Source organism: Roseateles sp. FW305-36, from assembly GCF_058787015.1.
The window spans coordinates 270,333-291,564 of the sequence record NZ_JBYSZK010000003.1; the positions used below are offsets into that span (position 1 = coordinate 270,333).

Annotated in this window: 19 protein-coding genes and 1 tRNA gene; 4 read left to right on the forward strand and 16 right to left on the reverse strand. The window is 68.8% G+C overall.

The annotated features are described in order from the left end of the window. Positions 1-6 precede the first annotated feature (6 nt). A complete protein-coding gene (gene ureA / locus AC3WOE_RS07970) occupies positions 7-309 on the reverse strand; it encodes an urease subunit gamma (RefSeq protein WP_492689540.1) in 303 nt (100 codons plus the stop codon). Between the two features lie 255 nt (positions 310-564). Here ureA and AC3WOE_RS07975 point away from each other — a divergent pair, with 255 nt between their 5' ends. Beyond that, entirely contained in the window at positions 565-2,070 is a 1,506-nt protein-coding gene (locus AC3WOE_RS07975; RefSeq protein WP_492689541.1) for a peroxidase family protein, read from the forward strand. Here AC3WOE_RS07975 and AC3WOE_RS07980 read toward each other — a convergent pair. From AC3WOE_RS07980 to apbC, 15 genes are all read right to left on the reverse strand, one after another. Then, positions 2,054-2,635, reverse strand: a complete 582-nt coding sequence (locus AC3WOE_RS07980) for a nitroreductase family protein (RefSeq protein ID WP_492689542.1) — start codon at positions 2,633-2,635, stop codon at positions 2,054-2,056. The genes AC3WOE_RS07975 and AC3WOE_RS07980 overlap by 17 nt on opposite strands. Beyond that, positions 2,632-3,408 carry a phosphonate ABC transporter, permease protein PhnE gene (gene phnE / locus AC3WOE_RS07985; RefSeq protein ID WP_492689543.1) on the reverse strand — a complete coding sequence of 259 codons (777 nt, stop codon included), beginning with the start codon at positions 3,406-3,408 and terminating at the stop codon, positions 2,632-2,634. Before phnE (AC3WOE_RS07985) ends, AC3WOE_RS07980 begins: the two co-directional genes overlap by 4 nt. Further along, positions 3,405-4,220, reverse strand: coding sequence for a phosphonate ABC transporter, permease protein PhnE (gene phnE, locus AC3WOE_RS07990; RefSeq protein ID WP_492689545.1), 816 nt, complete (start codon positions 4,218-4,220; stop codon positions 3,405-3,407). Before phnE (AC3WOE_RS07990) ends, phnE (AC3WOE_RS07985) begins: the two co-directional genes overlap by 4 nt. Beyond that, on the reverse strand, positions 4,220-5,026 hold the full coding sequence (locus AC3WOE_RS07995) for a phosphonate ABC transporter ATP-binding protein (RefSeq protein ID WP_492689547.1): 807 nt from the start codon (positions 5,024-5,026) through the stop codon (positions 4,220-4,222). The genes phnE (AC3WOE_RS07990) and AC3WOE_RS07995 overlap by 1 nt, the downstream gene beginning before the upstream one ends. Beyond that, positions 5,023-5,892, reverse strand: a complete 870-nt coding sequence (locus tag AC3WOE_RS08000) for a putative selenate ABC transporter substrate-binding protein (protein WP_492689549.1) — start codon at positions 5,890-5,892, stop codon at positions 5,023-5,025. The genes AC3WOE_RS07995 and AC3WOE_RS08000 overlap by 4 nt, the downstream gene beginning before the upstream one ends. Before the next feature lie 17 nt (positions 5,893-5,909). Further along, a complete protein-coding gene (locus AC3WOE_RS08005) occupies positions 5,910-6,290 on the reverse strand; it encodes a DsrE family protein (RefSeq protein ID WP_492689551.1) in 381 nt (126 codons plus the stop codon). Continuing rightward, positions 6,287-6,712, reverse strand: a complete 426-nt coding sequence (locus tag AC3WOE_RS08010; protein WP_492689552.1) for a glycine cleavage system protein H — start codon at positions 6,710-6,712, stop codon at positions 6,287-6,289. The genes AC3WOE_RS08005 and AC3WOE_RS08010 overlap by 4 nt, the downstream gene beginning before the upstream one ends. A 21-nt stretch (positions 6,713-6,733) precedes the next feature. Then, positions 6,734-6,829, reverse strand: a tRNA-Sec gene (locus AC3WOE_RS08015). 13 nt (positions 6,830-6,842) lie between these two features. Further along, entirely contained in the window at positions 6,843-8,708 is a 1,866-nt protein-coding gene (selB, locus tag AC3WOE_RS08020; protein WP_492689554.1) for a selenocysteine-specific translation elongation factor, read from the reverse strand. Further along, entirely contained in the window at positions 8,705-10,141 is a 1,437-nt protein-coding gene (gene selA, locus AC3WOE_RS08025; RefSeq protein WP_492689556.1) for an L-seryl-tRNA(Sec) selenium transferase, read from the reverse strand. The genes selB and selA overlap by 4 nt, the downstream gene beginning before the upstream one ends. After that, positions 10,141-11,142 (reverse strand): formate dehydrogenase accessory protein FdhE, encoded by a 1,002-nt coding sequence (fdhE, locus tag AC3WOE_RS08030; RefSeq protein ID WP_492689557.1) that lies wholly within the window; start codon positions 11,140-11,142, stop codon positions 10,141-10,143. The genes selA and fdhE overlap by 1 nt, the downstream gene beginning before the upstream one ends. Further along, entirely contained in the window at positions 11,129-11,755 is a 627-nt protein-coding gene (locus AC3WOE_RS08035) for a formate dehydrogenase subunit gamma (RefSeq protein ID WP_492689558.1), read from the reverse strand. Before AC3WOE_RS08035 ends, fdhE begins: the two co-directional genes overlap by 14 nt. A gap of 12 nt (positions 11,756-11,767) precedes the next feature. Next, entirely contained in the window at positions 11,768-12,682 is a 915-nt protein-coding gene (fdxH, locus tag AC3WOE_RS08040) for a formate dehydrogenase subunit beta (RefSeq protein WP_492689560.1), read from the reverse strand. Between the two features lie 12 nt (positions 12,683-12,694). After that, on the reverse strand, positions 12,695-15,766 hold the full coding sequence (gene fdnG / locus AC3WOE_RS08045; RefSeq protein WP_492689561.1) for a formate dehydrogenase-N subunit alpha: 3,072 nt from the start codon (positions 15,764-15,766) through the stop codon (positions 12,695-12,697). A gap of 177 nt (positions 15,767-15,943) precedes the next feature. Next, positions 15,944-17,038, reverse strand: a complete 1,095-nt coding sequence (gene apbC, locus AC3WOE_RS08050) for an iron-sulfur cluster carrier protein ApbC (protein WP_492689563.1) — start codon at positions 17,036-17,038, stop codon at positions 15,944-15,946. Positions 17,039-17,154: 116 nt separating this feature from the next. On the opposite strand from apbC, the gene AC3WOE_RS08055 reads away from it, so the two are divergent. From AC3WOE_RS08055 to AC3WOE_RS08065, 3 genes are all read left to right on the forward strand, one after another. Next, the gene (locus tag AC3WOE_RS08055; protein WP_492689565.1) at positions 17,155-18,048 is read left to right on the forward strand and encodes a DUF3034 family protein; all 894 of its coding nucleotides are present in this window, start codon (positions 17,155-17,157) and stop codon (positions 18,046-18,048) included. 10 nt (positions 18,049-18,058) lie between these two features. Further along, positions 18,059-18,490, forward strand: coding sequence for a group I truncated hemoglobin (locus tag AC3WOE_RS08060; RefSeq protein ID WP_492689567.1), 432 nt, complete (start codon positions 18,059-18,061; stop codon positions 18,488-18,490). A 341-nt stretch (positions 18,491-18,831) separates the two neighbouring features. Beyond that, on the forward strand, positions 18,832-21,093 hold the full coding sequence (locus AC3WOE_RS08065; protein ID WP_492689568.1) for a TonB-dependent receptor plug domain-containing protein: 2,262 nt from the start codon (positions 18,832-18,834) through the stop codon (positions 21,091-21,093). Positions 21,094-21,232: the final 139 nt, after the last annotated feature.

Sequence of the window (21,232 nt, forward strand, 5' to 3'; positions counted from 1 at the left end):
GTGGGCTCAGGCAATGGGTTGATGGACCGTGACGAGCTTGGTGCCGTCCGGAAAGGTCGCTTCGACCTGGATCTCGGGAATCATCTCGGCGATGCCGTCCATGACGTCGTCGCGGGTCAGCACGGTGCGGCCTTCGCTCATCAGCTCGGCCACGGTCTTGCCGTCACGCGCGCCTTCCAGGATGGCGGCGCTGATCAGCGCCACGGCCTCGGGGTAGTTGAGCTTGAGTCCGCGCGCGCGGCGGCGTTCGGCCAGCAGCGCGGCAGTGAAAAGGAGCAACTTGTCCTTTTCTCGGGGAGTGAGTTCCATCTCGCTTCGCTCGATATTTGTTAGTCAGCCCGAGCGGCCGCAAAGGCCGGCCGAACTCGGGGAGTGAGTTCCATCTGGCCTCGTTCGATCGATTCGTCAGCCCCATGTTGGCTTTGCAAAAGCTTGAGAGCAATCGGGGCTAGCTAACCCCTAGCTTGAAGCGTGCCAGAGGCGCTTTGTCCGCAAGCCTATGGATTCACTCGAGAGAACGCAGGTTCACGATGCCGGCCTGCCCCGTTTTTTCAGGAGACCGCCATGACAGCCCCCAACAACGGCCACGGCCTGGTCGGCACGCGTGAACAGAAGTTCGTCCGCCTGCTGCCGGAGAACCCCAAGCCCTTCAGCGACGCCAGCCTGGATGCCCTGGCCGCGCTGATGGTCATGGAGGACAACGAACTCAACGACGGCGCCGATGCCGAGGAGAACCTGGCCGTACCGGCCGGCTACACCTATTTCGGCCAGTTCATCGATCACGACCTGACGCTGGACACGACCTCGTCCTTCTCCCGGCCCACCGATGCGGCGTCCAACCTGCGCACGCCGGCCCTGGACCTGGACTGCATCTACGGCGCCGGCCCGCAGGACCAGCCCTATATGTACGAGGGCGACGGCGCCACGCTGCTGATAGCCGCCGGCGGCAAGGACCTGATGCGCCAGGACGCCAATGGCCGCGCCATCATCGGCGACAAGCGCAACGACGAAAACTCCATCGTCTGCCAGATCCAGCTGGCCATGATCAAGTTCCACAACGCCGTCGTCACCAGGCTCAAGGCCAGCGGCGACACCAGCAACCTGTTCGAGCGCGCCCGCGCCGAGGTGACCTGGACCTACCAGCGCGTGGTGCTGGAGGACTATCTGCACCGCATCGTCAACACCCACACCTACGACTTCTTCACCCAGCGCCGCGCGGCGCTGGGCGACGGCGCCTACGACCTCTACGTGAACAACGTGAACATGCGCGCCGAGCTGCCCAAGGAGTTCGTCGGCGCGGCCTATCGCTATGGCCACTCCATGGTGCGCCGCGGCTACCGCCTCAACACCGAGACCAAGAAGCTGATCTTCGACGCGACCGATTCGCCCGACGAGAGCCTGATCGGCTTCCAGCCGCTGCCGGCGGCTCACGTCATCGACGACTGGGGCCGCTTCTTCACGCCGAGCTTCGGCATCCCGGTCAAGAACGGCCCCGAGCCGGTCGAGAACAACCCGGCCGTGCGCCTGCAATGGGCCTACAAGATCGATCCGTCGCTGGTGGACCCGCTGGCCAAGCTGCCGCCTTCGGTCGGCGCCGGCGCGTCGCTGGCGGCGCTCAACCTCAAGCGCGGCAACCTGCCCAGCTATGCCATCGCCACCGGCCAGGCCTTCGCCGCCAAGCTGCACGAGAAGCCGCTGGGGCCGGACGACCTGATGGTGCGCGCCGAGGGCGCCAACGGCTTCACCTTCAAGAGCATTGACAGCGCCGACAAGCGTTTCCTGACCGAGACGCCGCTGTGGTTCTACATCCTGGCCGAGGCCCAGCAGCCGGTGCTGGCCTACTGGCGCGAGGTGGGCAAGCGCGACCTGACGGACGACGACTTCGCGACCGGCCCCTGCTCGGTGTCACAGCTCGGCCCGGTGGGCGGCCGCATCCTGATGGAAGTCTTCAACGGCATCGTCGACAGCGACCCACGCGCCTTCCGCAAGGCCGCGCCGGCCGGCTGGACGCCCATGATCGGCAAGGACATCAGCTTCTGGGCCATCCTGAAGTTCACCGGTCTGGTCTAGCCCACTCGATCAGGACTTCCGCCGGGGCCGGCTTGCGCGCCGGCCCGGCCGGGCGCCGCGCGGGCGTACCCAGGGCGATCCAGCCCAGCAGGGTCTCGCCCGCCTCGCAGAAGGCCGCGGCGATGGCCGGGTTGCGCACCTTGGCGCCGCTGAGCATCTTGCCGCCGAAGCCCAGCGCATGGGCCGCCGTCAGGAAGTTGGCGATGGCGCCACCCACGGCCGCCCACTGCTCGTGGGCGGGCACCTGGGGGTGGCCGAGGTCGACGCGGGCGACGACGGCCACCGTGACGGGCGGCTTCAGCGCCCGCTCGGCATCCAGGGCCGCGCCCTCCTCGCCCTTGCCGGCCGCCAATGCCGCGTCGGCAAACAGGGCGGCCATGCCCTGTTTTGCGGCGCCGCGCACCAGCTTGAATCGGTAAGGCACCATTTCGGCGTGGTCGGGTGCGCGCAAAGCAGCCTGCACCATCAGCGCCAGTTGCTCGTCGCTGGGGCCGGGTTCGACCAGGTGCTTGGGGCCGACCGAGTAGCGGGTCAGCAGGATGTTCAGGGCTTGGGGGGCAGTCATCGCATCAGCATTCTGCGCGCCGCCCACGACAACGCGTCCACCAGGCCCACCAGCACGATCATGCCGACGAGGACGGTGCAGGTCTCGGCCATCTGGAACAGGCCGAGGTGGTAGCTCAGCATCTGGCCCAGGCCACCGGCACCGACCACGCCCATCACGCTGGCCGCGCGGATGTTGTTCTCCCAGCGGTAGAGGGTGTAGCTGACGAGCTGGGGCAAGGTCTGCGGAAGCGTGGCGAACAGCCACACGCGCGCCTCACCCAGGCCGCGCTGGCGCAGCGCGAGCGCGCCGGCCATGGGCGCGTTCTCGAAGCTCTCGGCAAACAGCCGCCCCAGCACGCCGCTGGTGTGCAGGGCCAGGGCCAAGGTGCCGGGCAGCGGCCCCAGGCCCGCGAGGATGAGCAACTGCGTCGCCCAGACCAGCTCGGGCACGCTGCGCAGCACGTTCAGCACCAGCCGCGCAGCCGCCCGGCCCGCACCCTGCCCAGAAGCGGGCAGCGCCAACAGCAACCCGCCGACGACGGCCAGCAGCGTGCCCAGGGCCGACATGGCCAGCGTCTCCAGCAGCGCCCAGCCGGTCTTGGCGAGAAAGCCCGGCGCCAGCTGCGGCGGGAAGAAGCCTGCGACGAAACGCCCCATGCTGGCCATGGCGTCCAGGCCGAGGAAGGCCGACCACTGCAGCTTCAGCGACCACAAGCTGGCGACGACCAGGGCGACCAGGCCCGCCAGCACGGCCCAGGTGGACGCGCGCACCGGTTCGCGCCGCAAGCTCATGCCAGCCTCCCGCGCAGCCAGCGGCTGAAAGCGTCGCTTGCCATCACCAGCAGGATGAAGACCAGCAGGATGGCGCTGACCTCGTTGCCCGCGAACATCTTGGACGCGTTGTCCAGTTGCTGGCCCAGCCCACCGGCACCGACGAAGCCCAGCACGACGGAGGAGCGCACCGCGCATTCCCAGCGGTAGACGGTGTAGCTCAGCAGCTCGGGCGCGCAACTGGGCAGCGCGCCGAACAGCAGGGCCTGCCAGCGCGTTGCGCCGGATCGCAGCAGGGCCTGCGTGGGCGCAGCGTCGGCACTCTCCAGGATTTCGGCGTAGACCTTGCCCAGCATGCCGCCGTAGGCGATGGCGATGGCCAGCACGCCGGCCGTCGGGCCCAGGCCCACGACGCGCACGAAGACCAGGGCCCAGATCAGCTCGGGAATGGAGCGCAGCGCCACCAGCAGCGCCCGCACCGCGCGCCGCAGCCAGCGCGCCGGCCCGGGGCGCCCTTCCAGCGTGCTGGACGACAGCCGCGCCGTGGCCAGCAGCGACAGCGGCACGGCCAGCAGCAGGGCGAGGCTCAGGCCGGCGGTGGCGATGGCGACGGTGCGCCAGGTGTCGGCGGCCAGCATGGCCAGGAACTCGGCGTCGACACGCATGTGCACGAACTGCCCGAGATAGCGACCGGTGGCGCGCAGGCCGCGCTCCTCCAGCAGCTCCCAGGGCTTGAACTCCGACAGCACCAGCAGGGGCCACAGCAGCACCAGGCCGGCCAGCAGCGCCAGCCAGCGGCGGCCGAGCACCGGGTCACGCAGCGCAGGATTCATCACCGGCACATCGCCTGCGGCAGCGGCACGGGCTGGGCCAAAGGTGCCAGCTCGGGCGGCGGCTCCAGCTGGCTGCGGTAAAGCTCGTCCAGCAAGTCGCCGCCCAGGCCGGCCGGCGCGCCGTCGTAGACCACCAGACCGGCGCGCAGCGCCACCACCCGCGGGAAGCGGGCCAGCGCGAGGTCCACCTGATGCAGGCTGCACACCAGCGCGGCGCCGGCAGCCCGAGCGCCGTCCTGCAGCGCCGCCAGGGAACGCTCGGCACGCGCGGGGTCGAGCGCGGCCAGGGGCTCGTCGGCCAGCCACAGCCGGGCCTCGGACACCAGCAGGCGCGCCAGGCCCACGCGCTGGCGCTCGCCGCCGGAGAGGCGGTCCACGCGCAGCCAGAGCTTGTCGGGCAGGTCCAGCTGCTCCAGCGCAGCCTGCGCCAGCGCCGCATCCGGCGGGCTCCACAAGGTGCGCAGCGCGCGGCCCCAGCTCATGCGCGGCAGGCGCGCCGCCAGCACGGCCACGGCCACGCGCTGGCGCGGCGGCAAGGGCGGCTGCTGAGGCGCCAGCGCAATGCCGGCACGCAGGCGCTGGCGCTCAACGCGGGCCAGGGCCCAAGGGTCGGTGCCGTCCAGCGTGAAGCGGCCGCCCAGCGGGCACTGCATCAGCGCCAGCAGATTCAGCAGCGTCGTCTTGCCGGCGCCCGAGGCACCGATGACGGCGACCTGCTCGCCGGCGGCGAGGCTCAGGTCGACGGCGCGCAGTACGGGCGTCGCGCCGCCGAGTGCGGCGGCGTCGACACCTTTCAGTTCGATCATTTCAGCAGGCCAGCGTTCTCGGCAGCGGCCTTGATGCCGGCGTAGTTCTCGGGCTTGGTCGCAACAAACCTGGTCGCGCGCTGCAGGCCGAGGATCTCCTTGCCCTGGGGCGTGTTGGGGTCCAGGGCCAGGAAGGCGGCCTTGATCTTGTCCTGCAGGGCCTGAGGCATGTCGGCGTGCACCGACCAGTTGTAGTCGTAGTAAGGCGGCGTCGTGTAGAAGACCTTGACCTGGGTCGGATCCACTTTTTTCTCGGCGACGAACTTCTCCCAGACCGAGATGTTCAGCGCGCCGGCATCGACCTTGCCGCTGGCGACGGCGGCGATGGTGGCGTCATGCGCGCCGCTGAAGGCCACGCGCTTGAGGTCCACGTCGGGGTTGATCTTGGCGGCCAGCAGATAGCTGCGCGGCATCAGATGGCCCGAGGTGCTGCTCTGCGAGCCGAAGGACAGGGTGTGACCCTTGAGGTCCTCGAGCTTGTTGATGCCGCTCTTGGCGTCGGTGATGAAGACGGAGCGGAACTTCTCGTCCTCCTCGCGCTGCACCAGCGGAACGATCTTGCCGCCCGAGCGGACGTTGGCCTGCACGAAGGTGAAGCCGCCGAACCAGGCCAGGTCGATCTTCTTGTTGACGACGGTCTCGACGGCCGCAGCGTAGTCGGTCACCGGCGTCCACTCGACCTTCATGCCGAGCTTGCTCTCCAGGTACTGGCCCAGGGGCGCGAACTTGCGCGCCAGCTCGGTGGGCGACTCGTCGGGGATGGCGGTCACGCGCAGCACCTGCTGGGCCTGCGCACCGATGCCGGCCAGCGCCAGCGACATCACCACACCGCGCGCCAGACCGGCGACGACACGAGACAGGGCCATTTGATTTCTCCTGAGGGTTAGAACACGAGGGTGGCCCACGCCGAGTGGGCGGCGCGGGAGGCGTATTGGACAGCACCGCCGTGGCGGCGGCCGGCGGGGATCAGATCTTCATGCGTCAGACCCTGGGCCGCGAGGGCATCGGTGCAGACGAAAAAGCGCGCGCCATGGTCCTGGGCGTCATTCATCCAGTCGGCAATCGTCTTGTCGAAACGCTCGGAGGCGCGCAGTTGCTCGGCCACGCCGGGCTTGAGCAGCAGCACGGAGCGGGCGGTGAAATAGATCTCGACCTGCATGTCCAGCGCCGCGGCGGCGGCGGCTTCGGCAAAGGGCGTGGCCAGGCGCACCGGGTCGTCGGGGTCGGCAGCCCAGAGCAGGATGGCAAGGCCGGCGCGCTTCATGAGGGGGTGTCCAGTTTGTTGAGCCAGGCCCAACGGCTCATCGCTTCGTGGATCGCGGCGTCGCCGATGGCGAGGCGGGCCTTCTCGGCTTCGAGATTCGATGGCGCGAGCTCGACGAGCCAGCCGGCGTCGTAGGGCGACTGATGGACGAGCTCGGGTTGCTCCTCCAGTGCCTCGTTGACCTTGACCACCACGCCCGACAGCGGCGACTTCACGGCGACGATGGACTTGGACAGTTCGACCACGCCGACGGAGCGGCCCTGCTCCACCTCGCTGCCCGCAGGTTTAGGGCGGCACATATAGATCTCGCCCGAGGCCTGCAAGCCGAGTGCCGTGATGCCGATGCGGACATGGCCATCGGGCAGCGGCTCGGCCCAGGTCTGATCCTCGGCCCACAGCCAGAAACCGGTCGGCAGGCTCATCGCGGCCCACCTTGCAGGGAGTGGCGGAAAGAGGAGGGAGTCGAACCCACCCGGCGACGCGTGGCGCCACCCACCGGGTTTGAAGCCCGGCCGACACACCGGTGTCGTTCTCTTTCCATGGTCTGCTTCATCACGGCGCCGCCTGCGCAAACAGCGCGCTGTCCGGCCGCAGCCTGTGTTCGTCGCCCACGCGGCGCAGCAGGCCGACGCGGTCGAAATGCTCGAGATGCTGGATGGCGCGTTTGCGGCCCAGGCCGGTCGCATCGCGGAAGGCCGCGGCGGTGACCTTGCCCTGCTCGGCGCCGATGGTGCGAGCGACGGCCGCGAGCCTGGCCATGGTGGCGGTGTCGCAGTACAAATCCTTCACCACCTGGTGCAGTTCGCCCTGCTGGGCCAGCCGGGCCAAGGTCGCACGCAGCAGTGCCTCGGGCTCGGCGCAGTCCTTGGCGAGGTCACGCGCCCAGGCACCTTCGGCGCCGGCGGTGGCGAGATGCGGTGCGATCTTCTGCGCGATGCGCTCCTCGGCGGCCGACAGCTGCACGCCGTGCTCGGGCAGGTGGACGAAGGCGCCACGCACGGCGACGCGGCCCACGACGCGCAGCTCGCTCAGCAACTGGCGCCACAGCGGCTCGGCGATGCGCGGCGCGACGAGGCGGCGCAGCCGGGCGGCGTCGGGGCCGAGTTCATCAGGCGACCTGGCGTGGAAGTCCGCCAGCGCAGCAAGCAGCCTGGTGGTCAGCGCCGTGCGGGCCGTGTCACCCAAGGCCCAGCCGTCGAGCGCCTCGGCCAGACCTTCGGCCTGGGCAAAGCGGGCGAGGTCCAGGCCCAGCGAGGACAAGGCCAGCAACTGCTCGCGCCGCTCGGCCACGGTGGGTAGTTCGCAGGCACTCAGCTCCGCCAGGCGCTCGGGCGTGCGGCGGTAGCGCGTCGGCGCGAAGGGATCGAGCACGAGACCGCCGGCAATGGTGCGGGATGCGCTGGCATCGCGCAGCACCAGGCGGTCGCCGCGCCAGGCGCCGACGGGTGCGTGGCAGACCAGCTGCACACGGGCGGAGGCGCCGGGTTCGACGGCATCGCCCTCCAGCACCGCGACGCTGGCCATCACCGATTGCGCGCCCAGGTGCAGGTGCACGCGGACGCCGGAGCGCAACGGCCTGGCTTCGCCGGGCCACAGCATCAGACGAGCATCGAAGCGGTCGGTCGCAAGCGCTGCGGCCGGTGCCGTCAGCCACTGGCCGCGCGGCGCGTCCTCCTTGGCCAAGCCCGCGAGGGCCACGGCACAGCGTTGGCCAGCCTGAGCCCGCTCGACGACGCGGTTCTGCGCATGCAGGCTCTTCACGCGGGCTCTGCGGCTCTGGATGAACAGCTCGTCGCCGACGGCGATCTCGCCCGCATGCAGGGTGCCGGTGACGACGGTGCCGACGCCGTCGAGGCTGAAAGCGCGGTCCACGGCCAGGCGGGCGGCCAGGCCTTGAGTTGCACGTGGCGGCGTACGGCGGGCGGCATCGAACAGCAGTTCGCGCAGTTCGGCCACGCCCTGCCCGGTCTGGGCCGACACGCCGAGGATGGGCACATCGTCCAGCCCCGTTCCAGCCAACAGCGCCCTCACCTCGCCCCGCAGCGCCTCGATGCGACCAGTCTCGGCACGGTCGGCCTTGGTGACGACGACGGCGCCGCGCGTCAGGCCCAGCAGGCTCAGCACGGCCAGATGCTCGCGCGTCTGCGGCATGACGCCGTCGTCTGCAGCGACCAGCAACAGCGCGAAGTCGATGCCGCTGGCGCCGGCCAGCATGGTGTGGACGAGCTTTTCGTGGCCGGGCACGTCGATGAAGCCGATGCGTTCCTCGTGGTTGGGAACGTCGAGGTAGGCGTAGCCCAGCTCGATGCTGATGCCGCGGGCCTTCTCCTCGGGCAGGCGGTCGGTGTCGACGCCGGTCAGGGCGCGTACCAGCGTGGTCTTGCCATGGTCGATATGGCCGGCGGTACCGACGATCACGCCAGCGCCTCCTTCAACAATGCGAGCTGCGAGGTCAGCAGCGCCGGCTCCTCGAGGCAGCGCAGGTCCAGCAGCAGGCGGTCTTCGTTGATGCGGCCGATGACGGGACGCGGCAGGCCGCGCAGAGCCGTCGCCAGCGCTTCCAGCGTGCGGCCACGGCCATCGGCGGCGCTGAGGGCCAGGCCCGCAGAAGGCAGGCGGTCGACGGGCAGGGAGCCGGAGCCGATCTGGCTTTGCAGGGCGACGGTCTCGGCGGTGAAGCGAGGAGTGACAGCCGCGGCCACCTCGGGCAGCAGGCACCGCGCCAGTTCGGCAATCTGGTCCTGCGGCCGTGTCAGCAGCCGCAGCGTTGGCAGGTCCTGCACCAGCCGCTCGGGCCGCAGATACAGGCGCAGCGTCGCCTCCAGCGCCGCGAAGGGCAGCTTGGACAGGCGCAGCGCCCGCTTCATCGGGAACCTGCGGATGCGCCCCACGGCGGCCTTGCTGCCGACGATGAGGCCCGCCTGCGGCCCGCCCAGCAGCTTGTCGCCGCTGAAGGTCACGACGTCGCAACCCGCGGCCAGCATGGCCTGCGGCAAAGGCTCGGCCGGCAGGCCCCATTTGGCCAGGTCGACCAGGGCACCACTGCCGAGGTCGGTCATCAGCGGCACGCCGGCCTGACGCGCGATGGGGGCCAGCCTCGCCTCATCGACCGACGAGGTGAAGCCCTGCACCTGATAGTTGCTGGTGTGGACCTTGACGATCAGCCCGGTGCGCGGCGTGAGGGCCTGCTCATAGTCGCGCGGATGGGTGCGGTTGGTCGTACCCACTTCCACCAGCGTCGCGCCGGCCGCGCTCATCACATCGGGCATGCGGAAGGCGCCGCCGATCTCGACGAGTTCGCCGCGCGACACGATGGCTTCCTTGCCGCGGGCCAGAGCCGCGATGCCGAGCAGCACGGCGGCGGCGTTGTTGTTGACGACGGTGGCGGCCTCGGCACCCGTCAGCTCGCAAAGCAGGTCTTCGATGAGGTCGTCGCGGTCGCCGCGCGCGCCGGCTTGCAAGTCGAACTCGAGGTTGTTGGGCGAGCCCATCAGGGCCATCACCTGCTGCAGCGCCGCGTCGGCCAGCAGGGAGCGGCCGAGATTGGTGTGGATGACGGTGCCGGTCAGGTTGAGCACCGCGCGCATGGCCGGCTGCATGCGGTCGTGCACGCGAGTCGCGAGGGCTTGAGGCAGAGCCTCCACCTCACTGCGCAGCAGTTCACCGGCGACGGCGCGGGTGCGCAAACCATCCAGCAGCGCCCTCGCCTCCTTGGCGACCAAGGTGTGTCCATGCTCGGTGACCAGAGCAGCGCAGTCGCGCAGCAGTCTGTCGAGGGCCGGCAGATCGCTAGGTCTTGCGGGGGGCCTCGCCTTGGAACCGTGGACCACGGATTCGTCGGGCGCGTTCATCAGTGTTCCCGTCCTGGTGGTGGCGCTTCGTCGGACTCGCCGAAGAGCAGCAGCAGGTTGACGCCGTGGCGCTGCAGGCCAGTCTCGCTGATCAAGAGGTCCAGCGTCAGGCTGGCAAGGTCGTCCGCGACGGGCTCGGCGCCGGGGTCCCGCGCCGGGTGCATCAGCTTCAGGTAGCGGCCGCATTCGCTGCAGCACTCGGCCTGCACGACCGCGTCCGTCGTCGTCGCGGCGCCGTCGTCGGCGGCCACCAGGCTTTGCAGCGAAATGCCCTTGGTGCTCTGGCAATGCGTGCACTTGACCCGCACGTAATGCCATTGCGTGGCGCACAGGCCGCAGGCCAGGTAGCGGGCCCCTTCCGAGCCGAGGCGCTCGATGGAGGCCACCGGCGTCGAGCCGCAGCAGGGGCAGGCGGTGGGGTCGTCGATGCGGCCGAAGGCGGCGACCGGGCCCGCCGTGCGCGCTGCCGTCTGCTGCGTCAGCCGCACCCAATGCAATTGCAGGCCGGCGGCGATCAGCGGCGCGCTGGCCATATCCAGGCCCAGCATGACGCCGCTCAGCAGGCGGCCGGCTTGCGTCTCCAGGTGCTCGTCGCTGGCAGCCACCAATTGCAGGGTCGTGGCCTTGGCCGGGCCCTCAGGCAGTCGGCGCGCCAGGTCGGCCAGCAGCGTGCGCAGCGATTCGCGCCAGACGGCGGCGCGCGGCCAGGTTTCGGCCGGCAGCAGGGGTTGACCCGCGCGGGCAGCAGCATCGACCTGCTCGGCCGTGGGCAGCGGCACCTCGGCGCCGGCCGACAACGCGCGATGCTGGGCCTCGGCCAGTTCGGCGAGGAAGAGTAAAAAATCGCGCATCGCATGGCCGGCGGCCAACTCGCGCAGGCGCAGGGCCCGGTCGGCGAAGACGCCGGCCTCGGGCAGATGCAGGAAGGTCAGTTGCTCGCCGGCGCGGACGGCGATCTCTTCCGGGCTGAGGATCTTGGTTTGCGTGCTACCGACGGTCATTGGTCATTTCACGATGCCACTGCGCATGATTCTGACGCGCCCAGCCCTCGGTGACCGTGCCTCGCGTCATCGCGCGCAGGGTGCCCTTGACCCAGATGGCCGCGTAGACGTGCACGATGACGGCCAGGATCAGCACCGTGGCCGACAAGGCATGCAGCACGACGGCGATGCGGCGGGCAACGATGGGGAAGCTGTCGGCAAACCAGGGCTGCCAGAAGATGAAGCCGGTCAGCACCAGCACGGCCAGGCTGACGACCATGACCCAGAACACCTGCTTCTGGCCGCCGTTGTAGCGGCCCGCGGGCGGCATGCGGCTCTTGTCGCCGCGCAGCATCGCGCCGCTGTGCTTCATCCATTCCTTGTCCGCCTCGTTCATCACGTTGTGTCGCCACAGCTTGAGGAACAGGGCGAGGAAGCACAGCGCCATCAGCAGCCCCATGAAGGGATGCAGGATGCGCGCCCAGGTGCCGCCGCCGAACAGGGCCGTCAGGAAGTAGAAGCCCGGGTGGAAGAAGGCCAGGCCCGACAGGCCGGCGCCGAGGAAGAACAGCACGATCAACCAGTGGTTGGTGCGCTCGCCAGCGTTGTAGCGCTGAATGAAGCGGGTCCCCATGGTGCGCTCCTGTCAGGCGTTGGGTTGGTCCGCATCGTCGCGGGCGACGTTGCGGTCGGCTTCGGGGTCGTCAGGGTCCTCGATGGGCCCGACGCGCGTGTAGTGGAAGAAGCCGGCAATTGCCGCGCCGATCATGGCCGCCACGGCCAGCGGCTTGGCCGCGCCCTTCCACAACGACACCAACGAGCTGATCTTGGGATCGGCGGGCAGGCCGTGGTACAGCTCGGGCTTGTCGGCATGCTGCAGCACATAGACGACATGGGTGCCGCCCACGCCCGGCGGGTCGTAGACGCCCGCGTTGGCATAGCCGCGCTCCTTCAGGTCAACGATGCGCTCGGCGCCGAACTGCAGCATGTCTTCCTTGGTGCCGAAGCGGATGGCGCCCGTCGGGCAGGCCTTCACGCAGGCCGGCTCCAGGCCCACGCCGACGCGGTCCGAGCAGAGGCTGCACTTGTAGGCCTTGGTGTCGACCTTGCTGATGCGCGGCACGTCGAAGGGGCAGCCGGTCACGCAGTTGCCGCAGCCGATGCAGTGCTCGGAGATGAAGTCGACGATGCCATTCGTGTACTTCACGATGGCACCGGGGGCCGGGCAGCTCTTCAGGCAGCCCGGGTCCTCGCAGTGCATGCAGCCATCCTTGCGGATCAGCCACTCGAGCTTGTCCTTCTCGACCTCCACCTCGGAGTAGCGCATGACCGTCCAGCTCTGGGCGGTGAGGTCGCGCGGGTTGTCGTAAGTGCCGTGGTTCTCGCCGACCTCGTCACGCAGGTCGTTCCACTGCATGCAGGCCACCTGGCAGGCCTTGCAGCCGATGCAGGAACTCACGTCGATGAGCTTGGCGACCTCGGCGACATGGGTGCGTGCCTGCGTGGATGGCGTCGTGGTGGCCGAGCGCTTGGCGATGTCGAGGGATTGGAGTGATGACATGGTCGCTCTCCCTCAGGCTTTCTCAAGGTTCACGGTGAAGCTCTTGAACTCCGGCGTCTGGGTGTTCGCGTCGCCCACGAAGGGGGTCAGCGTGTTGACCAGATAGCCGGGCTTGGCCACGCCGACAAAGCCCCAGTGATTGGGCAGGCCCACGGTGTGCACGCGCTTGCCGTCCACGTCCAGGGACGCGATGCGCTTGGTGACAACGGCCACGGCCTTGATGAAGCCGCGGTTGCTCGTCACCTTGACCCAGTCGCCATTGGCCACGCCCTTTTCCTTGGCCAGCTCCTCGCCGATCTCGACGAACTGCTGAGGCTGGATGATGGCCGAGGTGCGCACATTCTTGGTCCAGTAGTGGAAGTGCTCGGTCAGCCGGTAGCTGGTCGCCACATACGGGAAGTCCTTGGGCTGGCCGAAGGCCTCCATGTCACCCTTGAAGACGCGCGCGGCCGGGTTGGACTTGGCCTTGGCGTTGCCCGGGTGCATGGGGTTGTTGAGCAGCGGCGTCTCGAAGGGCTCGTAGTGCTCGGGCAGGGGCCCGTCCACCATGCCGCTGGGCGCAAAGAGGCGCGCCACGCCCTCGGACGTCATGATGAAGGGCCGCACCGCATCGGCGTCGCCCGGGTTGGCGTCGGGCCGGATGTCCGGCACGTCGGAGCCGCCCCATTTGTCACCGCTCCAGCTGACGAGGCGACGCTTGGGGTTCCAGGGCTTGCCCGTCGGGTCGCAGGACGCGGCGTTGTAGAGCACGCGCCGGTTGGCCGGCCAGGCCCAGGCCCAGTTCAGCGTCTGGCCTATGCCCCAGGGGTCGGCGTTGTCGCGCTGGGCCATCTGGTTGCCGGCCTGCGTCCAGGCGCCGGTATAGATCCAGCAGCCGGCCGCCGTCGTGCCGTCGTCGCGCAGCAGCCCGAAGCCGCTGAGCTGCTCGCCGGCCTTGGCCAGCACCTTGGTCGCGTCCTTGGGGTCGGTCACGTCGGCAAGCGCCTTGCCGTTGTACTCCTTGGCCAGTTCCTCGGCCGAGGGCTTGGTGGGCTGCAGATAGGGCCAGGTCAGGTTGACGATGGGGTCGGGGAAGGCGCCGCCTTCCTTGGCGTAGGCGGCCTTCAGGCGCATGAACAGCTCGGCAATGATCTCCGGGTCGCCGCGGGCCTCGCCCGGGGGCTCGGCGCCCTTCCAGTGCCATTGCAGCCAGCGTCCGGAGTTGGTCAGGGCCCCGTCCTCCTCGGCGAAGCAGGTCGACGGGAAGCGGAACACCGTGGTCTGGATCTCGGCGCTCTTGACGTCGTTGTGCTCGCCGTAGTTCTTCCAGAACTCCGCCGTCTCGGTGTTGAGCGGATCGATGATGACGAGGTACTTCAGCTTGCTGAGGCCCGCGACGATCTTCTTCTTGTTCGGGAAGCTTCCCACCGGGTTGAAGCCCTGGCAGATATAGCCGTTGAGCTTGCCCTGGTTCATCATCTCGAAGGCGCGCAGCACGTCATAGCCGACGTCCCACTTGGGCAGCCAGTGGTAGCCCCAGCTGTTCTCGGCCGTGGCCGCCTTGCCGAAGGTCGACTTCATGTAGCTGACGAAGAACTTGGGGTAGTTCTGCCAGTAGCTCATCTGCCCCGGGCGCAGGGGCTTGAGGGCGCGGGTCTTGTAGTAGGTGTCGAGGTCCTGCTCGTTGTCGCGCGGCAGGCTCAGGTAGCCGGGCAAAGAGGTGGACAGCAGTCCGAGGTCGGTCAGGCCCTGGATGTTGCTGTGGCCGCGCAGCGCGTTCATGCCGCCGCCCGGCTGGCCGATATTGCCCAGCAGCAGCTGCACCAGCGCCCCGGTGCGGATCATCTGCGAGCCCATGCTGTGCTGCGTCCAGCCGAGGGCATACATGATGGTCATGGTGCGGTCGGGCGTGGAGGTGCTGGCGATGTGCTCGCAGACCTTGAGGAACTTCTCCTTGGGCGTGCCGGTGATCTTGCTGACCTGCTCGGGCGTGTAGCGCGAGTAGTGCTGCTTCATCACATTGAGCACGCAGCGCGGGTGCTCCATGCTCATGTCGACCTTGGCGAAGCCCTTGTCGTCCAGCTCATAGCCCCAGGAGGCGGGGTTGTAGCTGCGCTTGGCCTCGTCGTAGCCGCTGAAGATGCCGTCCTCGAACTTGTAGCCCTCGCCGACGATGAAGGTGGCGTTGGTGTAGTGGCGGACGTATTCGGTCTGGATCTTGTTGTTGCTCAGCAGGTAGTTGATGACGCCGCTGAGGAAGGCGATGTCGGAGCCGGCGCGGATGGGCGCGTAGTAGTCGGCCATGGCGGCCGAGCGCGTGAAGCGCGGGTCCACGACGACCAGCCTGGCCTTGTTGTGCTGCTTGGCCTCGACGACCCACTTGAAGCCGCAGGGGTGGGCCTCGGCGGCATTGCCGCCCATGATGAGTACCAGGTCTGCGTTCTTGATGTCCACCCAGTGGTTGGTCATCGCGCCGCGGCCGAACGTCGGGGCCAGACTGGCCACCGTCGGGCCGTGTCAAACACGGGCCTGGTTGTCGAATACGAGCATTCCCAGGCTGCGCATCACCTTGTGCGTGATGTAGCCCGTTTCATTGGACGAGGCCGAGGCGGCCAGGATGCCGGTGCTCGTCCAGCGGTTGACCGTCTGGCCGGCGGCGTTGCTGGCCTGGAAGTTGGCGTCGCGGTCGGCCTTCATCAGCTTGACGAGGCGGTTCATGGCCTCGTCCCAGCTGACGCGCTTCCATTCCGTCGCGCCCGGCTCGCGGATCTCCGGATGCTTCAGCCGGTTGGGGCTGTGCACGAAGTCCAGCAGGCCCGCGCCCTTGGGGCAGAGGGTGCCGCGGTTGACAGGGTGGTCGGGGTCGCCCTCGATGTGGATGATGGACGAGGTGACGTTCTTCGCCTTGTCGCCCAAGCTGTACATGATGATGCCGCAGCCCACCGAGCAGTAGGGGCAGGTGTTGCGGGTCTCGGTCGCCCGGGCAAGCTTGAAGTTGCGCGCCTCGGCCAGGGCGGCCGTCGGCGAGAACCCCAGGGCCACCAGACTGGACGCTGCCAGCCCTGCCCCGCTCACCCGGAAGAATTGCCTCCGGTCCATGTCCATTCGGCTGTCTCCTGCGGGCAGCGCCCGCTCTTGTGCAGGAACGAATCACGCCAGCAGCCAGCTTCGGCCACCGCAAGGTGATTTCTTCACAAAGGAGAGGGCTTGTCCAGGGTGGCAATCCAGGGGGACAAGACAGGTCGGGTATCCAGCCGTGTCAGCGCGGCGTCAGGTGACGCCTCAAGTGGCCTTGGAGATCGAGATGCTCGGGAACTTGGCCGAGTAGTCCTTGCCCTGGGCGGCGATCTTGGACGCCACCTTGCGGGCCAGCGCTTTGTAAAGCGCCGCCACTTCGCCGTCCGGCTCGGCGGCGACCGTGGGCGTGCCGGAATCGGCCTGGGCACGGATGCTCATGGCCAGCGGCAGGGCCGCCAGCAGCTCCGTGCCGTACTGGGCTGCCATCTTCGCGCCGCCCTCGGCGCCGAAGATGTGCTCGGCATGGCCGCAGTGGGAGCAGATGTGCACGGCCATGTTCTCGACGATGCCGATGATGGGCACGCCCACCTTCTCGAACATCTTCAGGCCCTTCTTGGCGTCGATCAGCGCGATGTCCTGGGGCGTCGTGACGATGACGGCACCGGTGACGGGCACGCGCTGGGACAGGGTCAGCTGGATGTCGCCGGTGCCGGGCGGCATGTCGACGATGAGGTAGTCCAGCTCCTGCCAGCGGGTCTGGCGCAGCAGCTGCTCCAGGGCCTGGGTGGCCATGGGGCCGCGCCAGATCATGGCCTGGTCGTCATCGACCAGGAAGCCGATGGAGTTGACCTGCAGGCCATGGGCGACATGGGGCTCCATGGTCTGGCCGTCCAGGGTCTCGGGGCGGCCGCTGGCGCCCAGCATCAGCGGCTGGCTGGGGCCGTAGACGTCGGCGTCCAGCACTCCCACGCGAGCGCCCTCGGCATGCAGGGCCAGGGCCAGGTTGGCGGCCGTGGTGCTCTTGCCCACGCCGCCCTTGCCGGAGGCCACGGCGATGATGTTCTTGACGCCCGGCAGCAACTGCACGCCGCGCTGCACGGCATGGGCCACGACCTTGGTCGAGATGGCGACGCTGACATTGCCGACGCCGGCCACGCTCTTGGCCGCGGCGATCACCGCCGCGCGCAGGGCGGCATGCTGGCTGGCCGCCGGGTAGCCCAGCTCGATGTCGACGCTCACGTCGGCGCCGTCGACATTGATGGAGCGGACCGCCTTGGACTCGCCCAGCACGCGGCCGCTACCAGGGTCCACCACGGCTTGCAGCAGGGGTTGCAGCTGGACGTCAGAGATCGCGGTCATGGCAGGGAACAGTTCACGGGAAACGGGGCCAGCAGTCTAGCCCGCGAGGGGTTTGCATCCGGTTAGGGGGCTTTCTGCGTAGAGTGAGGCGGCCTCGCATTGCCGCCGGAGATTCCATGCGCCGTCCCCTCCTTCTGCTCACCGCTGCCCTGCTCGGCGCCCCCGCCTTCGCCCAATCCAGCGGCAAGCTGCTGCTGACCGGCGGCGTGTCCAGCATCGACGGCGCGGCCGGCGGTGGCCTGACGCCCTGGGCGGTGACCGGCAGCTACGCCACGGCCGGCGAGATCGGCGGCACCGCCTTCATCACCCGCGCCAAGACCGACAACTACGGCCTGCTGACCTATGGCGCCGCCGTCGCCTTCCACGACCGCATCGAGCTGTCGCTGGCCAAGCAGGACTTCGACACCGAGAGCAATCTCGCCCCCCTCGGCCTGGATGGCCTGCACCTGAAGCAGGACATCCTGGGCCTCAAGGTCCGCGTCGCCGGCGACGCCGTGCTCGACAGCGACACCCTGATGCCCCAGATCGCCGTCGGCCTGGAGCACAAGAAGACCCATGCGGGCAACCTCGGCCCCACCCTGTTCGGGCCGCTGGGCGCCAAGGACTCGGGCACCGACTTCTATGCCAGCGCCACCAAGCTGTTCCTGGCCGACGGTGTGCTCGTCAACCTGACGCTGCGCGCCACCAAGGCCAATCAGAACGGCCTGCTGGGCTTTGGCGGCGCCCAGGGCAAGGGCTATCGCCTGCAGCCCGAGTTCTCGGTCGCCAAGCTGTTGCGCAAGGACCTGGCCATCGGCTTCGAGTTCCGCGCCAAGCCCGACAACCTGAACCAGTCCGTCCTCGGCGCCGGCGCGCTGAAGGAGGACGACTGGAAGGATGTCTTCGTCGCCTGGGCGCCGAGCAAGCATTTCTCGTTGACCGCCGCCTGGGTGGATCTCGGCCGCATCGCGCCGGCCGTGCAACCCAAGCGCCAGACGGGCAGCTATCTGTCCGCCCAGTTCGCGCTCTAGGAGTCACCCCATGCGCCTTGCTCTCCTCGCCAGCCTGCTGGTCTGTTCCGCTGCGTTTGCCCAGACGCCGCCGGCCAACGACAGCGTCTACCAGGCCTGGGGCGGCAAGGCCGGCATCCGCGCGGTGATGGACGACTTCGTGCCGCGCCTGATCGCCGACCCGCGCACGGCCCCCTTCTTCAAGACCGTCAACCGCGAGAACCTGACGGCCCAGCTGACCGAACAGCTCTGCCAGGAAGCCGGCGGCCCCTGCAGCTACCAGGGCGCGCCGATGAAGCTGGTGCACCAGGACCTGGAGATCCAGCGGCGCGACTTCAATGCGCTGGTGGAGATCCTGCAGCAGGCCATGGACGCCAGGGGCATTCCCTTCGCCGCCCAGAACGGCATGCTGGCGCGGCTGGCGCCGATGCATCGCGAAATCGTCACGGCGGTGAGCGATTAGGGCCGGTTGGTGCTACGGCAATGGGTCGCGAAGGCCCGCCGCCAGGGACCAATCAAGGCGCATCGCGCCGCCCGCACTCGCGTGCGGGCAAGCGGTGCAACGCCGAGTGGCCCCTGGCGGCGGGCCTTCCCGAAGGGTTGTGACCAGAAAGGCCGCGCGCAGCGTTGCAAATGCTCGCCGGGTACCCAACCCGGCTGCGCTTTGCGCCTTGCTCGCGGCCTTTCTGGTCACAACGCGGCCCGTTGCCGTAGCGCCAACAGGCCCTGGCAGGCTCGGTAAAGAAATTTTTCGTTCACCGCCCCGCCACAAGGCGGCGCGGGCCCGACGGCACACTGCCGGCCATGCGACTCACCCGTGTTTCCGCGGCCGCCCTGTTGGCGGCCTGCGGCAGCTTTTCCGCTGCTGCCCAAACCCCGCCGCCCGATGCTCCCGCGTCCGCGCCGGCGCGGCCTGCCCAGCGCCCGGCGGCCAAGCCAGCCGACGGCAAGTCCGAACAGCTCAAACGCGTCGAGATCAGCGGCACGGCCAGCGATGAGTCCATCCGCAAGGCCTCGACGGCCAGCAAGATCGTCATCACCCGCGAGGAGATCGAGAAGTTCGGCGACTCGACGCTGGGCGAGATGATCAAGCGCCTGCCTGGCGTGACGACCGGTGGCCGCCCGGGCCGTGGCGGCGACATCCGCATGCGCGGCATGGGCGGCGGCTACACCCAGATCCTCGTCAACGGCGAGCGCATGCCGCCGGGCTTCTCGCTGGACCAGCTGCCGCCCGAGCAGGTCGAGCGCATCGAGGTGCTGCGTGCGCCCACGGCCGAGTACGGCACCCGCGCCGTGGCCGGCACCATCAACATCGTGCTGCGCGAGGCGCTGAAGAAGCGACTCAACGAGTTCCGCGCCGGCTTTGCCACCGAGCGCGGCAAGCTCAGCCCCGGCATCAGCTGGACGCGCAACGACAACTTCGGCGAGGGTCATGCCTACAACCTGACCGTCAACGCCATGCATGGCGAGCGCATCGACAACATCATCAACGACACGCTGACCCACACGGTGGCGACCAACAGCGACAGCCTGCTGGTGTCGCGCGGCCGCAGCCAGGACGAGCGCAGCGCCATCAACATCACCGGCCGCTTGCAGCTCAAGCTCAACGCGACGGACAGCCTGGCCATCCAGCCCTTCATCGTGTCCACCAAGTCCAGCAGCAACACCCAGCTGCTGCAGACGACGACGCCCCAGCCCAACCCCAGGCCGCCCGGCTTCTTCGACCAGGCCGACAGTGACGGCGACAGCCGCTTCACGATGGCGCGGCTGAACGCGCAATGGCAAAGCAAGCTCAGCGCCGACACGCGGGTGGAAGCGCGCGGCGGCCTGGGCCGCGCGCGCGCCGAAGGCCATAGCGTGCGCCAGGAAAGTCTGGCCGGCACGCCCTCGCGCCTGCAGGACGACAGCAACACCAGTCGGGACAGCAGCTGGAGCGCACTGGCCAAGATCTCGCACAACCTCGGCGGCGACCACAGTCTGGTCAGCGGCATCGAGGGTGAAGGCACGAGCCGCCACACCAACCGCGTCACCCTCGTCAACGGCGCGCCGCAGCCGGGATTGGACGACTTCGGCGACGACCTCGACGCCTCATCCACCCGCATCGCCGCCTATGCGCAGGACGAGTGGAACGTCGGCAAGCAATGGGACTTCTACGCCGGCCTGCGCTGGGAGGGCATCACCACCCGATCCAGCGCGGCCAGCTACGACGCGCGCAACAAGTCCAGCGTCTTCACGCCGCTGGCCCACGCCCGCTACAAGCTCGACGACAAGGGCCGCGACATGATCCGCGCCAGCCTGACGCGCAGCTACCGCAGCCCGCAGCTGCAGGACCTGATCGCCCGGCCGACCATCAACAGCCAGGTGCCCCACCAGGCCAACACGCCCGACCGCGCCGGCAACCCCGACCTCAAGCCCGAACTCGCCACTGGCTTCGAGGTCGGCTATGAGCACTACCTGACCAAGGGCGGCCTGCTCAGCGCCAACTTCTTCGCCCGCCGCATCACCAACCTGATGCGCAACGTGACTTCGCTGGAGACGGTGCCCTGGGCGGCCACCCAGCGCTGGGTGGCCCGGCCGCAGAACATCGGCAAGGCCTCGACGGCCGGCGTCGAGCTGGAGGCGCGCTTTCGCCTCGACGAGTATGTCGAGGATGCCCTGCCCATCAATGTGCGCAGCAACTTCAGTGTCTTCACGTCACGCGTCGAAGGCATCCCGGGGCCTAACAACCACATCGATGGTCAGCCCAAGGGCACGGCGAATCTGGGTGCGGACTACAGGCTGAGATCGGTTCCGCTGACGCTCGGCGCGTCGCTGAACTGGACGCCGTCGACCGTCATCCAGCAGACCCAGATCACCGAGACCACCGCCAGCCGCAAGGCCGTGGTGGACGCCTTCGCGCTGTGGGCCATCAACACCGAGCAGTCGCTGCGGCTGTCGGCGACGAATCTGTCGGCGCTGGACTACTTCAACGGCACCATCATCAACACGGGCGACCAGCTCATCACGTCGCGCAGCGGCGGCCCCAGCTATACGCAGTGGCTGTTGAGGTGGGAGATGAAGATCTAAGGATTGGGTTGCTCGCAGCGAACCCGCCACCGTCTCTGATGCCCGTCGCGTCGCCCGAGCGACGCTGCGTTTGGCATTTCTCGTGAGCCCGGCGTGCAGCCGCGCGTTCAGCGGACAGGTGGTGCGATGAATGGTGCTG

Coding starts and splice junctions, on each gene's coding strand:
- ureA (WP_492689540.1), bottom strand. CDS start 309: ATGGAACTCACTCCCCGAGAAAAGGACAAGTTGCTCCTTTTCACTGCC.
- AC3WOE_RS07975 (WP_492689541.1), top strand. CDS start 565: ATGACAGCCCCCAACAACGGCCACGGCCTGGTCGGCACGCGTGAACAG.
- AC3WOE_RS07980 (WP_492689542.1), bottom strand. CDS start 2,635: ATGACTGCCCCCCAAGCCCTGAACATCCTGCTGACCCGCTACTCGGTC.
- phnE (WP_492689543.1), bottom strand. CDS start 3,408: ATGAGCTTGCGGCGCGAACCGGTGCGCGCGTCCACCTGGGCCGTGCTG.
- phnE (WP_492689545.1), bottom strand. CDS start 4,220: ATGAATCCTGCGCTGCGTGACCCGGTGCTCGGCCGCCGCTGGCTGGCG.
- AC3WOE_RS07995 (WP_492689547.1), bottom strand. CDS start 5,026: ATGATCGAACTGAAAGGTGTCGACGCCGCCGCACTCGGCGGCGCGACG.
- AC3WOE_RS08000 (WP_492689549.1), bottom strand. CDS start 5,892: ATGGCCCTGTCTCGTGTCGTCGCCGGTCTGGCGCGCGGTGTGGTGATG.
- AC3WOE_RS08005 (WP_492689551.1), bottom strand. CDS start 6,290: ATGAAGCGCGCCGGCCTTGCCATCCTGCTCTGGGCTGCCGACCCCGAC.
- AC3WOE_RS08010 (WP_492689552.1), bottom strand. CDS start 6,712: ATGAGCCTGCCGACCGGTTTCTGGCTGTGGGCCGAGGATCAGACCTGG.
- selA (WP_492689556.1), bottom strand. CDS start 10,141: ATGAACGCGCCCGACGAATCCGTGGTCCACGGTTCCAAGGCGAGGCCC.
- fdhE (WP_492689557.1), bottom strand. CDS start 11,142: ATGACCGTCGGTAGCACGCAAACCAAGATCCTCAGCCCGGAAGAGATC.
- AC3WOE_RS08035 (WP_492689558.1), bottom strand. CDS start 11,755: ATGGGGACCCGCTTCATTCAGCGCTACAACGCTGGCGAGCGCACCAAC.
- fdxH (WP_492689560.1), bottom strand. CDS start 12,682: ATGTCATCACTCCAATCCCTCGACATCGCCAAGCGCTCGGCCACCACG.
- apbC (WP_492689563.1), bottom strand. CDS start 17,038: ATGACCGCGATCTCTGACGTCCAGCTGCAACCCCTGCTGCAAGCCGTG.
- AC3WOE_RS08055 (WP_492689565.1), top strand. CDS start 17,155: ATGCGCCGTCCCCTCCTTCTGCTCACCGCTGCCCTGCTCGGCGCCCCC.
- AC3WOE_RS08060 (WP_492689567.1), top strand. CDS start 18,059: ATGCGCCTTGCTCTCCTCGCCAGCCTGCTGGTCTGTTCCGCTGCGTTT.
- AC3WOE_RS08065 (WP_492689568.1), top strand. CDS start 18,832: ATGCGACTCACCCGTGTTTCCGCGGCCGCCCTGTTGGCGGCCTGCGGC.